Origin of the sequence: Aeromonas sp. sia0103 (assembly GCF_963895295.1) — a bacterium.
GTDB classification, from domain to species: Bacteria; Pseudomonadota; Gammaproteobacteria; order Enterobacterales; family Aeromonadaceae; genus Aeromonas; species Aeromonas encheleia.
The window spans coordinates 1,062,221-1,075,305 of record NZ_CAWQKG010000011.1; the positions used below are offsets into that span (position 1 = coordinate 1,062,221).

8 protein-coding genes and 2 pseudogenes are annotated in these 13,085 nt (G+C 59.1%); 8 read left to right on the forward strand and 2 right to left on the reverse strand.

Annotation, left to right across the window (positions count from 1 at the left end; all coding sequences use genetic code 11):
* Positions 1-297 precede the first annotated feature (297 nt).
* The 6 genes from AACW18_RS07495 to AACW18_RS07520 all read left to right on the forward strand — a co-directional run bounded on the left by AACW18_RS07495 (position 298) and on the right by AACW18_RS07520 (position 10,140).
* On the forward strand, positions 298-3,507 hold the full coding sequence (locus AACW18_RS07495) for an alpha-amylase family glycosyl hydrolase (RefSeq protein WP_256351772.1): 3,210 nt from the start codon (positions 298-300) through the stop codon (positions 3,505-3,507).
* A 589-nt stretch (positions 3,508-4,096) separates the two neighbouring features.
* Positions 4,097-4,732: a YitT family protein gene (locus tag AACW18_RS07500; protein WP_218388244.1), complete on the forward strand. Its 636-nt coding sequence runs from the start codon at positions 4,097-4,099 to the stop codon at positions 4,730-4,732.
* Between the two features lie 275 nt (positions 4,733-5,007).
* A complete protein-coding gene (gene guaB / locus AACW18_RS07505) occupies positions 5,008-6,471 on the forward strand; it encodes an IMP dehydrogenase (RefSeq protein WP_042653654.1) in 1,464 nt (487 codons plus the stop codon).
* An 81-nt stretch (positions 6,472-6,552) separates the two neighbouring features.
* The gene (gene guaA / locus AACW18_RS07510) at positions 6,553-8,142 is read left to right on the forward strand and encodes a glutamine-hydrolyzing GMP synthase (protein WP_218388245.1); all 1,590 of its coding nucleotides are present in this window, start codon (positions 6,553-6,555) and stop codon (positions 8,140-8,142) included.
* 665 nt (positions 8,143-8,807) lie between these two features.
* Complete coding sequence (locus AACW18_RS07515; RefSeq protein ID WP_218388246.1) at positions 8,808-9,386, forward strand: hypothetical protein; 579 nt, start codon at positions 8,808-8,810, stop codon at positions 9,384-9,386.
* A 67-nt stretch (positions 9,387-9,453) separates the two neighbouring features.
* Positions 9,454-10,140, forward strand: coding sequence for an MAE_28990/MAE_18760 family HEPN-like nuclease (locus AACW18_RS07520; RefSeq protein ID WP_218388247.1), 687 nt, complete (start codon positions 9,454-9,456; stop codon positions 10,138-10,140).
* A gap of 67 nt (positions 10,141-10,207) precedes the next feature.
* On the opposite strand, the pseudogene AACW18_RS07525 reads toward AACW18_RS07520, so the two are convergent.
* Positions 10,208-10,498, reverse strand: a pseudogene (locus tag AACW18_RS07525) (integrase core domain-containing protein); the annotation flags it as partial.
* 43 nt (positions 10,499-10,541) lie between these two features.
* A pseudogene (locus tag AACW18_RS21485) lies at positions 10,542-10,649 on the reverse strand (6-O-methylguanine DNA methyltransferase); the annotation flags it as partial.
* Between the two features lie 137 nt (positions 10,650-10,786).
* On the opposite strand from AACW18_RS21485, the gene AACW18_RS07530 reads away from it, so the two are divergent.
* Both AACW18_RS07530 and AACW18_RS07535 read left to right on the forward strand, forming a co-directional pair.
* Positions 10,787-12,175 (forward strand): leucine-rich repeat-containing protein kinase family protein, encoded by a 1,389-nt coding sequence (locus AACW18_RS07530; RefSeq protein WP_218388248.1) that lies wholly within the window; start codon positions 10,787-10,789, stop codon positions 12,173-12,175.
* A gap of 149 nt (positions 12,176-12,324) precedes the next feature.
* Positions 12,325-12,981, forward strand: coding sequence for a thiopurine S-methyltransferase (locus AACW18_RS07535; RefSeq protein WP_218388249.1), 657 nt, complete (start codon positions 12,325-12,327; stop codon positions 12,979-12,981).
* The last annotated feature ends 104 nt before the right edge of the window (positions 12,982-13,085 follow it).

A 13,085-nucleotide genomic window follows, 5' to 3' on the forward strand; every position in this document is an offset into this window, starting at 1 on the left:
CAAACAAGAAACATTATCAATCGCGTTTTAATCACCGGAGCCTGGATCGCGAGGGGGAAGAGTGGGCGTCGAGAGCCCTGGAAAGAGGGTGAGGCGGGAGCAGAAATGAAAGCGCTATCAATCACAACTAGCCAATCTTGAGGTCGATTGTGGTCACATTTTGCACTCATCTGCCATGAATAGGCCCAGATGCGCCCTAGACTGACCGAGCTCATCTGAAGACAGGCGGTAGCGGATGGGGGACATGCCGGGACGCATGCCCGGCCTCACACAAAAACCAAGAATAAAGGACTATCAATGGCTAGATGGATAATGGCTGCCGGATTGTTGGGGACACTCATTGCATCGCCCGGCGTAACGGCGGCTGAGTGGTTCTTCCGTGGCACCGCCAATGGGTGGGCGGCGACCGCCATGGTCTCGACCGACGGCGTCAATTACGACAGCTGTCAGCTGTTCCAGAGCGGGGATGCCAGCGGCGGCCCGCGCTTCAAGATCGACAGATACGGCAACTGGCAGCAGAGTTACCCGGCGGCCGATTATGCGGTCAGTGCCAACACCCACTACCGGATCAACATCAACGCCGGCAACCAGGCGATCACCGTCACGGCGGTCGACAGCTGCACCTCGTCCGGCTTCGCCAAGACATGGCCGCAACTGCAGGTGCGTGGCACCTTCAACGGCTGGGGTTCTGTGCCCATGCAGCTGGTGGCCGATCACCTGTGGCAGGCCGAGGCCTATCTGGATGGCAAGACCAATCAGCGCCTCAAGTTCGATCAGGCGGGGGACTGGGTGACCAGCTTCGGCGACAGCAACGCCGATGGGGTGCTCGAGCCCGGCGGCGGCGACATCTTCTGGAGCGGGACCGGCACTGTCCGCTTCCAGGTCAATGATCAGACGCAAGCCTACAGCATCACGCCCCTGGGGGATGACAACCAGCCGCCGCTGGCGGTCATCAGCCCGGGCGGCACGGTCCGAGTCGCACTGGGGGCGGCGCTGACCCTGAGCGGCAGCGACTCCACCGATCCCGATGGCCAGGTCACCGGCTACCTCTGGAGCAACGGCGAGAGCACGGAGAGCATAGTCGTCAACACCAGCCAGGCGGGCACCTTCACCTATGGCCTGACGGTCACCGACGATCAGGGGGCCAAGGCCGGCAGCAGCGTCAGCGTGGTGGTCGGGGAGGCCGCCGCCGGCGACAAGTGGTACTTCCGCGGCACCCCCAACAACTGGGGCCTCACGGCGATGACCAGCCTGGATGGGGTGAATTTCTGTACCGAGCAGGCCTTTGGCAGCAGCGATCCCCGCTTCAAGATCGATCACAAGGGGGACTGGACCGAGGCCTACCCGGCCCAGGACTACAAGGTGGCGACCAACACCGGCTATCGCATCTGCTTCGATGCCCAGCGCAAGGCGCTGGATGTGGTACCGCTGGCCGGGGTCGATACTCAGGCGCCGACGGTCAGCGCGACCCCGCCCGCCGGCAGCTATGCCCAGGCGCAGTCCGTCAGCCTGGCGGTGAGCGACGATCAGGACGGTGCCCCCAGGCTCTACTTCACCCTGGATGGCAGCACGCCCACCACGAGCTCCACGCGTTACGCCGGGCAGTCGTTCGACGCCAGCGACAAGGGCAGCGGGGTCGATCTGGTGATCAATACCCTGGGCATAGATGCCAGCGGCAATCAGCAGACCCAGAGCTTCAGTTACCATATCGGCGAGCAGGGGGTGGCCAGCGGCGACTTTCGTGGCGAGAGCATCTACTTCCTGCTGACCGCCCGCTTCTATGATGGCGATGCGGGCAACAACTACTACAACCGGGATCGCTACAAGGCCGGGGATCCCCACTGGCGCGGCGACTTCAAGGGGCTCATCGATAAGCTGGATTACATCAAGGATCTCGGTTTCACCGCCATCTGGGTGACGCCGCCGGTGGAGAACCGCTCCGGCCTCGACTACCACGGCTATCATGCCTACGACTTCTACCGGGTCGATCCCCGGCTGGAGTCGCCGGGCGCCGGCTACCGGGAGTTCATCCAGGCGGCCCACGGCAAGGGGCTCAAGGTGATTCAGGATGTGGTCATCAACCACTCCAGCCAGTACGGCCTGCGCGGCAAGGTGTGGATCGATCGCCTGCCGGTCAAATACTACGTGCCGACGGGCTCAAGCCAGGGGTTGATCAACAACGGTCCCTACCAGGGCAACCTGGGGGATTACGCCACCCTCAACCGCTGTGACGATGACAACCCGGCGGCGCCCGACTGGTACAAGGCCCGCTGTCAGTCCGATCCGGCAGGCCTGGTGCCGCTGGTGGATCCCAAGAGTGGCAGCAGCGTGCCAAGCGCTGGTTACAACCCGAACCGCTTCTTCGGCATCGATGCCCAGGGGCTGGATCCGAGCTGGTATCACCAGGACGGTTTTATGTCCGGTGGCGACTGGGAGAACCCGCTCGCCCTGCAGCGCAAGCACATGGCGGGGGACTGCATCGATCTGGCGACCGGCAACGCCAACGTCAAGGCGTATCTCAACGGCGCCATCCACCAGTACCTCGACATGGGGGTCGACGCCATCCGCATCGATACCCTCAAGCACATAGAGCGCGACGAGCTGCTCAGCTATGTCCATGACTGGCAGGCCCACAAGCCGGGGCTGTTCGTGTTCGGTGAGAATCTGGTGAAGGGCACGGGCTGGGGGTCTGAGCTCGCCAACGACAACGCCTCGGCGGTGATCCGCCCCTGGTGGTATACCCGCACCACGGCCAACCCGGCCAATCCCCGCGCCGGTGGCGACTCCGGGCTGTCGGTACTCGACTTCTCCCTGTTCTCGACCTTCCGTGACAACGTCACCAAAGGCAGCTTCGGCGGGGTGGGTGGCATCTTCGGCATGGATTGGGTCTATGGGGATGCCACCAAGCTCATCACCTTCTTCCAGAACCATGACGTGGGGCCGGACAACGACTTCAAGTACCGTTATGGCGGGGAAGAGGGCAATGCGGCCATGACCTACAACCTGCTGTGGATGGCGCGGGGCATCCCGACCCTCTACTACGGGGAGGAGGTGATGTTCCAGGCCGGCAAGCCGCAGGACATCGATGGGGCCACCATGACGGTGGATCAGACCGGCCGCGCCTACTACGGCGAGGTGCTGGACAACCCCGCGACCCCATCACACCCGCTCTACCAGCACATCAAACGCCTGAACCAGATCCGCAAGGCGGTGCCGGCTCTGCAGAAGGCGCCCATGAGCCAGGTCAACGAGTGGGGGAGCGGCATCAGCTTTGTGCGCGATCTCGGCGCCGAGGGCAGCTATGCGGCGGTCGGCCTGGCCGCGAACTCGGCCCAGCAGGTCAGTCTCAGCGGCATCCGGAACGGCAGCTACACAGAGGCGGTCACCGGTAGCACGTTAACGGTCGGCAATGGCACGCTCTCGTTCCAGGTACCGGCCTATTCCGCCCGTGTCTGGGTGCTCAACGGCCCCGGCAAGATAGGGGTCGACGGCAAATATCTGAAGTGATGGGGCGCCCGGTAAGCCGGGTTATCATTGCGCTGAAATGAAAACGGATAAATACCCGAAGTCGGCCCCTGGGCCGACTTTTTTTATGCCCGCGTTCTGCTCGCAACGCGGGTCGGGGTCGGGGCTAGGGATGTCGTTGCACCTAAATGAGGCGCGCGCACTGATTTGGTGCGCCAATCTTAAATGGCTGAGCCCCCATTGACCCTGAAAATGCCGTCGCTTGCGGGTGTCTTCTGGTTCTCATGTATGGCGCCAAGCCTGATGGGAAAAGGGATGGCGGCCACTGCCGCGCGTCTTGAGATAGGCGCGACGCGGCCCCTTGAGCACCGACCTCGCAAATATGCTGGCTCGCCGGATCCGGCGGTTTTCAATCTGGTGTTATCACCTTGAATTTTTACCTGCGTACGGAACTTAAATCCGAATATCCGATATTTATCGGACTCTTGTTTTGATTGGCTCTCTTTTTGCTGCAGTTTGTAGCGGGGTAACCCCATGGACAGGGCAAGCCCCCCATTTTCGTCGCACGCGGCGCCTTATCGGCCGTCAAGCAGCATTCGATGTTGTGTTATTGGTTATCAAAAGGAGTCATATGGAAGGTGAAATGACCATGCAGCCGCTTGCTGCGGGCAAGGGACTGGCTCATAGCCTCAAGGATGATGTCTATGGCATGGTGCTCGGCGTCATGTTCATCGCCGTGGGCCTGAATCTGCTCAAGTGCTCCGGCATGATCACCGGCGGCATCGCGGGCATCGCACTGCTGCTCGCCCATGTCAGCAGCCTGCCCATCGGCCTGCTGTTCTTCCTGGCCAACCTGCCTTTTCTGGTGTTCAGCTACGTCACCATGGGGCGGGGCTTCATGCTCAAGACGCTGGTGGTCAATGTGGCGCTCTCGGTCGCGACCCAGGGGGTGCCGCTGCTGCTGACGGTGAGCTACATCCACCCGCTGTTTGCCGCCCTGGTGGGGGGCACCTTCCTCGGCATGGGGGTGTTATCCCTCGCCCGCCACAACGCCTCCGTGGGGGGCATAGGCGTGGTGACGCTCTGGTTGCAGAGGCGCGCCGGCATCAACGCGGGCAAGAGCCAGATGCTGCTCGATGTGCTGGTATTTGCGCTCTCCTTGCTCACGCTGCCGCTGCCCTTGCTGCTCTGGTCCACCCTGAGTGCGCTCGCCATGAACGCCATGCTGATGAACTGGCACAAGCCTGGCCGCTATCAGGGAGGCTGAGTGGCGGCCATGGGAGAGGCGCGGGGGAGGGGAATTGTTAAAAAGTGATCCGACGGGCGGTTCGTGGCAGATGGGATGCCAACGGCAAAAAAGATCATCATGTCGCGAAAAATGGCATGATTATGCCTGAATTTATTGGTTTTTTACCCCGTTGGTGGCGTTAAACCGGGCTACCCCATAAAAAATTCAAAAAACTTCTTTACCAGTGGCCAATGCATGAGTAAAATTTGTCGGCAATATTTTACACCCCCACTCCTCAACGGTGAGATATTGCCATGCTCAGGATTGCCAAAGAAGCGCTGACCTTCGACGATGTATTGTTGGTTCCAGCCCACTCCACTGTTCTTCCTAATACAGCCGATCTGCGTACCAAGCTGACGTCTGCTATCTCCCTGAATATCCCGATGATTTCCGCTGCCATGGACACAGTGACCGAAGCCCGTCTGGCTATCGCACTGGCCCAGGAAGGCGGTATCGGCTTCATTCACAAGAACATGTCCATCGAGCAACAGGCCTTCGAAGTGCGCAAGGTCAAAAAGTACGAGAGCGGCGTCGTTTCCGACCCTGTGACCGTACGCCCTGACATGACCATCGCCCAGATCAAAGAGCTGAGCCTCAAGAACGGCTTCGCCGGTTACCCCGTGGTGACCGAGGGCAACGTGCTGGTCGGTATCATCACCGGCCGTGACGTGCGCTTCGTGATCGATCTCTCCCAGACCGTCGAACAAGTCATGACCCAGAAAGATCGTCTGGTCACAGTGCGTGAAGGCGCCCCTCGTGAAGAGGTGGTCGCCCTGATGCAGAAGCACCGTATCGAGAAGGTGCTGGTGGTCGATGCCGACTTCAAACTGAAGGGCATGATCACCGTCAAAGACTTCCAGAAAGCCGAGCGCAAGCCGAACGCCTGTAAAGACGAGCGCGGCCGCCTGCGCGTCGGCGCCGCCGTCGGTGCCGGTGCCGGCAACGAGGAGCGCGTCGCCGCCCTGGTCGAGGCCGGTGTGGATGTGCTGCTGATTGACTCCTCCCACGGCCACTCCCAGGGCGTGCTGGATCGCATCAAGGCGACCCGCGATGCCTACCCTGATCTGCAGATCATCGGTGGCAACGTCGCCACCGCCGCCGGTGCCCTGGCGCTGGTCGCCGCCGGCGTCAACGCCGTCAAGGTCGGCATAGGCCCGGGCTCCATCTGTACTACCCGCATCGTGACCGGTGTCGGCGTGCCCCAGATCACCGCCATCTCCGACGCCGTGGACGCGCTGGAAGGCACCGGCGTGCCGGTCATTGCCGATGGCGGCATCCGCTTCTCCGGTGATGTGGCCAAGGCCATCGCCGCGGGCGCCAGCTGCGTCATGGTGGGCTCCATGTTTGCCGGTACCGAAGAGGCACCGGGCGAGATCGAGCTCTACCAGGGCCGCTCCTTCAAGTCCTACCGTGGCATGGGTTCTCTGGGCGCCATGTCCAAGGGCTCCAGCGACCGTTACTTCCAGACCGACAACGCCGCCGACAAGCTGGTGCCGGAAGGGATCGAAGGGCGGGTGCCGTACAAGGGCCGCCTGAAAGAGATCATTCACCAGCAGATGGGCGGCCTGCGCTCCTCCATGGGATTGACCGGCAGCGCCACCATCGACGAAATGCGCACCAAGGCTGAGTTCGTGCGCATCTCGGGGGCCGGGATGAAAGAGTCCCACGTCCACGATGTGACCATTACCAAAGAAGCCCCCAACTATCGGATGGGCTGATAAAACGGGGCTCTGGCCCCGTTTTCACACCATTTTTATCCCACACTTTTTGTGACAACATCAGCCTGATGCAGGAATAAAATGACTAAAAATATTCACGCTCACCGTATCCTGATCCTGGATTTCGGTTCCCAGTACACCCAGCTTATCGCCCGCCGTGTCCGTGAGATCGGTGTCTACTGCGAACTGTGGGCCTGGGATGTGACCGAAGCGCAGATCCGCGAATTCAATCCCAACGGCATCATCCTCTCCGGCGGCCCCGAGTCCGTGACCGAGGCAGGCAGCCCCCGTGCCCCCGACTACGTGTTCACCGCCGGCGTGCCGGTGTTCGGTATCTGCTACGGCATGCAGACCATGGCCGAGCAGCTCGGTGGCAAGGTGCAATCCTCCACCGAACGTGAGTTTGGCTATGCCCAGGTCGAAGTGCTGGGTCAGTCCGGCCAGGCCAGCGCCCTGCTGCGCAACATCGAAGACGCCATCGCCCCCAACGGCCACGCCCTGCTGGACGTCTGGATGAGCCACGGTGACAAGGTGACCGAGATCCCGGCGGGCTTCGCCACCATCGCCCAGACCGCGACCTGCCCCCATGCGGCCATGGCCTGCGAAGAGAAGAAATTCTACGGCGTGCAGTTCCACCCGGAAGTGACCCACACCCGTCAGGGTGCCCGTCTGCTCGAACATTTCGTAAAAGACATCTGCGGCTGCGAATGCCTGTGGACCCCGGCCACCATCATCGACGACGCCGTCGCCCGCATCCGCGAGCAGGTGGGTGACGACGAGGTGATCCTGGGCCTCTCCGGTGGCGTGGACTCCTCAGTCGTCGCCATGCTGGTGCACCGCGCCATCGGCGATCGCCTGACCTGCGTGTTCGTCGACAACGGCCTGCTGCGTCTGAACGAAGGCGTGCAGGTGATGGAGATGTTTGGCGATCACTTCGGGCTCAAGATCATCAAGGTCGACGCCGAAGAGCGCTTCCTCGGCGCCCTCAAGGGGATCGACGAGCCGGAAGCCAAGCGCAAGACCATAGGCCGCGTCTTCGTCGAGGTGTTTGACGACGAAGCCAAGAAGCTGAAAAACGCCAAGTGGCTGGCCCAGGGCACCATCTATCCGGACGTCATCGAATCCGCCGCCAGCGCCACCGGCAAGGCCCACGTCATCAAGTCTCACCATAACGTCGGCGGCCTGCCGGCCGAGATGAAGATGGGGCTGGTCGAGCCGCTGCGCGAGCTGTTCAAGGACGAGGTGCGCCGCGTCGGCCTGGAGCTGGGCCTGCCCTACGACATGCTCTACCGTCACCCCTTCCCGGGCCCGGGCCTGGGTGTGCGGGTGCTGGGCGAAGTGAAGAGAGAGTACTGCGAGCTGCTGCGCAAGGCCGATGCCATCTTCATCGAAGAGCTGCGCAAGGCCGACCTCTACAACCAGGTCAGCCAGGCATTTGCGGTGTTCCTGCCGGTGCGCTCCGTCGGCGTCATGGGCGATGGCCGCAAGTACGACTGGGTCATCGCCCTGCGCGCCGTCGAGACCATCGACTTCATGACCGCTCACTGGGCCCATCTGCCGTACGACTTCCTGGGCCTGGTGTCGAACCGCATCATCAACGAGATCAACGGCATCTCCCGGGTGGTGTACGACGTCTCCGGCAAGCCGCCCGCGACCATCGAATGGGAATAAGCGGTTAACGCCTCTTCCTGCCGATAACGCAAAACTGTCAAAAAGACGCCCTTGAGGCGTCTTTTCTTTTTCCAATCGTTCACGAGGAAATTTTGCTTCTGGCGCAGGGGTTGGAGGCCGTGTTGCCAACGTTGTCGTGGTGAGTTCCCGAGCCGATTGGCAGAGCGTCATCTATCGCGTCTACATATGGCGGCAGGCTGTTGCCTCTCCAGCCAGGGGAGGGGAGCAAACCCTGTCCGTCAGGTGCCATGCGGGAATTGGATCAGGATACCCGCTACTTCGATGCCCATATTGATGCGAGATGGTATTCCAGCTGCTGATGCGCCCCCCAAGATAGGGTAATTTCTTGATCTGGCTTGAGAAATAGCCAGCTTCCGCTTTTTCTTGTCTCTCTTGCTCGCTAGGATAGCCGTATGGATATGGCCTCTTTGGAGTCACCTATGAGTCAGGCCAGAGACACCTTGTGGGTTAAAGGCTGCAAACTGGAGACTGTCGGGCGGTAGCTTAGGTGTAACACGAACGCGCCTCGAGAGTCAGTAGAGGCCACAGTTGATGCCAGCGTATCACCGTGCTGACTTGTTAACTGAGGCGGGGTTTGGTAGTGCCTTCCATATAATCTCTGTTAGACGTCTTCAACCATCAGTACTTAGAATCGAGATATAAGTATGGCAAATACATACATCAATTTTCTTGTTACCAAAAACAACACCGCCCCTAGATCACTTCCTGAGTCTATTCGTCAAGTTAGCAATTTATCTGCTGGTTTTTGTCGTAGTTGGCTTTCCAATGAGATTCAGGATGCACTTACTACGAGCGAAGAAGCTTTTCAGCTTCTTGACCATATTCAGAATGAATTTCTACGCCATCGGGACGAGAAATCAAAGTTGGCTGGATGGTCATCTAATCCGTTTAAGGCGGCACTAGACGCAATCGTAGGAGAATTAATCGAACCAGCTACCCAGAACGACAAAGAATTCTTCCTGTCATGTCAATCCGGAAAAGGAGCCTTGCCTCCAGTTGCTTCCCCAACCCCGCTAACCTTAGCTGTAGCATTGAATAAACTAAAGCATCGTAGTGCAAGCGCTGTTAACTTCACAATATCCCCCTCTGGGGCACATTTTTTGTATATTTTTACAAATGCAGGTATGGGTAAGTCAGACTCTATCTCCAGCTTCGATATCAGTGTTTTCTGCAAAGCATGTAAAGTAGCGACTGAAGCTATAGATCCCGAGTCAGTGACTTAACCAGACGTTGTGTGATAAATCCGTACACCCCAGATGATTTAATACGTTAGCAATTAAGGAGTATTATATGCCAAGTAAAGCGAGGAAAGCACTGTCAGAAAATTTAAATGATATTGATAAACTCCTTGAACTACATGCCTCTGAAGGCGGCAATGGTAGAGGAAGAAGATATGATTTAGAGGTTCTAAATAAGTCGGCAATTGTTCTTATATGCTCTTATTGGGAGGCATATTGTGAAGATCTTGCAGAAGAAGCTTTGGAACATATCCTTGTACACTCTTTAACATCAGATACACTTCCCTTGGAAATCAAAAAAATAATTTCTAAAGAGTTAAAAAAAGATAATAATGAGCTATCTGTGTGGGAGGTCGCTGATGGGAAATGGAAACAATATTTGTCAGCTAGGCTAGAAGCGTTGAAAGAAGAAAGGAATCGAAGGCTCAACACACCTAAATCATCAAATATTGATGACTTGTTTGAAAAGTCTATAGGTCTAAAAAATATCTCATCAAAATGGAAATGGGCTAAGAAGCTTACTGTTGAGGGAGCTAGAGACAAGCTTGATAAGTTTATTGAGTTGCGTGGTGAAATTGCACACAGAGGGAAATCTGCAAATTCTGTGAAAAAAATACAAGTCACCGACTTTAGGCAATTCATAGAAAATTTGGCTGCTAAAACAGGTGGTTCTGTCAATACTCATGTTAAATCTGTTACAGGAAAGCCGTTATGGGAATCGACTAAGAAGGCACTGTAGTTTCTGTGCAGGGCGCTTTGTACAGATATAGTTATCATCTGACACCGGTCTCAAACCGGTGTCTCGTTTACTCTACTTTAGAGTGCACTTCCTTGGGTATCAATTTCAGACCCTTCTTGAACATGCTGTAGGGGGTCTGCCCTTCCATCATCCGGCCCTGATGTGGCCGCTGGGTGTTGTAGGGCTCCATATAGGCATCCAGGTCTACCAGCATCTGCTCCACCGACTCATACCAGGTTGTCCTCCTCTTGATACGGAAATGTTCATCCAGCAGGGTGCGATGCAGCCGATCGATAAAGCCGTTACTCTGCGGCCTTCGCACCTTGGTGGTCCGGTGCTCAATCCCCTCCAGTTTCAGGCTCTGTGTTTCCCTTGTCAGGCAGAGCATCACAGGCCGTACCTTACTCATACCTCGCCGCCTCCCTGGCGTGCATCGCCTGTTTGCGGGTCTCGCCCCAGTGATAGCCGCCGAGCTTGCCGCCGACCACGAGGCCGATGGCTCTAGCGGCCATCTGTAACAAAAGGGGCGATCTCTAGCGCCAGTTCTTTATAATGCCCCCCTTATCACCGCTAGGCCCATGTCCGGCGGTGCCATATGGCCTGCTTTAGTGCCGCTAAGCAGGGCCGACAAGATTGAGAAATGGTTATGCATACCCTGGAACAGCTGCGCGCTGGCGAGTTGAACGGCGCCCGCCATCTGAAGCTCTGTGAAAATCTGACGAGCTTCCCCCCCGAGATCCTGAGTCTGAAAGAGACGCTGGAGGTGCTGGATCTCACCGGCAACCAGTTGAGCACGCTGCCGGACGAGCTGGCCGAGTGCAGCAAGCTTCGCATCATCTTCTGCTCCGAGAACAACTTCACCGAACTGCCCGAGGTGTTGGGGAACTGCCCGGCGCTCACCATGGTGGGCTTTAAGGCCAACCGGATCAGCGTGGTATCCCCTAAATCACTGCCTGCCAAGCTGCGCTGGCTGATCCTGACCGATAACGAGATTGAGCAATTGCCCGACGAGTTGGGTCAGTGCACGGCACTGCAAAAGCTGATGCTGGCGGGCAATCGGCTCGAGACGCTGCCAGCTGCGCTGGCGCATTGCGCCCGCCTCGAGTTGCTGCGCATCTCCGCCAACCGGCTCGAGGCATTGCCCCTGTGGTTGCTCTCCTTGCCACGGCTCTCCTGGTTGGCCTATTCGGGCAACCCCTTCTGTGAGGGGTGGGAGAAACAGCTGGGCGAGGCGATGGCCATCGCCGAGATCCCCTGGCATGAGCTGACCATCGGCGAACTGCTGGGGCAGGGGGCCTCCGGGGTCATCCATAGAGCGCAGTGGTTCGGTGAGGGGAGAAACCCCCGCGCCGTGGCGGTGAAGCTGTTCAAGGGGGAGGTGACCAGCGATGGATTGCCGGGGGCCGAGATGACCGCCTCCATGGCCGCGGGTCAGCATCCGGCCTTGATCGAGGTGGTGGGCCGGATAGGCGATCACCCCTCCGGCATCCCCGCGCTGGTGATGGCGCTGATCGCGCCTGAGCTGGTGAACCTGGCCGGTCCCCCCAGCCTCGCGTCTTGTACCCGCGATGTCTATCCGGCCTCGCTCGCGATCTCGCTGCCGACGGCGCTGGAGATGGCCTGGCGCATTGCCTCTGCCGCCGCTCATCTACATCGGCTGGGCATCATGCACGGGGATCTCTATGGTCATAACATCCTCCATAACGGCCAGGGTGCCGCCCTGCTCGGGGACTTCGGCGCCGCCTCTTTCTACCCGGTGCGGGATCCTCAGCTGGCCACCCGGCTGGAGCGCTTGGAGGTGCGGGCCTTCGGCTGCCTGCTGGAGGAGCTGCTGGCGCTCTGCCCGGCGCAAGCGGGCTCGCATCACGGGCTCGATGACTTGGTGCAGGCTTGCCAGCAGCGGGAGCTGGCGCTGCGGCCAGCCTTTGCCGAGATCTGTGCCCGGCTGCTCGACGTCAGGAGCCGACTCGGCCATGGCAGTCATGCAGAGGACAACCGGGCTGGCGCACTCCTGACGGTCGGCATCGAGTCTTGAGTAAAACCTGCCGAAAGCGGCGCTTGGCATCGCTTTTGGTTTTGCAATCGTTTGTCTTGCAAAAAGGCGGATGAGGGGGCGACAAGGCTTGCACCGCCCCGTTGAAGTTGTGATATTGATGCATCATTGCAGATGACGAGAGGATGATGATGGAAGCGGCGTTTTGGCATCAGAAGTGGAAAGAGAACCGGATAGGCTTTCATCAGGTGGAGTTCAATCGCTGGCTGCAGACCGGCTGGTCGGCCCGGCAGGGAGATGAGCCCGTGCTGGTTCCCCTCTGCGGCAAGTCGGGCGACATGCTCTGGCTCAACCAGCAGGGTCACCCCGTCGACGGCTTCGAGCTGTCCGAGCTTGCCATCAGCCAGTTCTTCGGTGAGAACCAGCTGACCGAGACGGTGAGCGAGGTCGGGCCTTACCAGTGCCATCAGCACGAGACGTTGCGCATCTATCAGGGTGACTTCTTCGCCGTACCTACCCTGGGGCGTCGTTATCGGCTGGCCTATGACAGGGCGGCGCTGATCGCGCTGCCGACCTCCATGCGCCGTCAGTATGCCGAGCTGATGAGTCGCCTCATCGAGCCGGCTGGACAAGTCTTGCTGGTGACCCTGGAGTATCAGCCGGAGCAGCAGGTGCAGCCGCCGTTCTCGGTGGGGGAGATGGAGGTGCGCACCCTGTTCGAGCGCGATTTCAGCGTGGAAGTGCTGGGTCGGGCGACCGAGCAGGATCATCCCAGGGTGCAATCCGGCCAGCTCTCCTATTTCGATGAGGTGGCCTACCGGCTGACCCGCCGTCTGAGCGATGGATGAGACCAGAGGTAAGGTGAGGCGAAAGGGTGACGAGGCGAGACTCTCTTTACCTCCTTTGACATAGATCAACGTGAAAGACAGGGGCCCTGTCTAAGATGATCCTG

Excerpts from the sequence above, each read along its gene's own strand:
- AACW18_RS07515 (WP_218388246.1), top strand. The coding sequence starts at position 8,808 with ATGGCAAATACATACATCAATTTTCTTGTTACCAAAAACAACACCGCC.
- AACW18_RS07535 (WP_218388249.1), top strand. The coding sequence starts at position 12,325 with ATGGAAGCGGCGTTTTGGCATCAGAAGTGGAAAGAGAACCGGATAGGC.
- AACW18_RS07500 (WP_218388244.1), top strand. The coding sequence starts at position 4,097 with ATGGAAGGTGAAATGACCATGCAGCCGCTTGCTGCGGGCAAGGGACTG.
- guaB (WP_042653654.1), top strand. The coding sequence starts at position 5,008 with ATGCTCAGGATTGCCAAAGAAGCGCTGACCTTCGACGATGTATTGTTG.
- guaA (WP_218388245.1), top strand. The coding sequence starts at position 6,553 with ATGACTAAAAATATTCACGCTCACCGTATCCTGATCCTGGATTTCGGT.
- AACW18_RS07520 (WP_218388247.1), top strand. The coding sequence starts at position 9,454 with ATGCCAAGTAAAGCGAGGAAAGCACTGTCAGAAAATTTAAATGATATT.
- AACW18_RS07530 (WP_218388248.1), top strand. The coding sequence starts at position 10,787 with ATGCATACCCTGGAACAGCTGCGCGCTGGCGAGTTGAACGGCGCCCGC.
- AACW18_RS07495 (WP_256351772.1), top strand. The coding sequence starts at position 298 with ATGGCTAGATGGATAATGGCTGCCGGATTGTTGGGGACACTCATTGCA.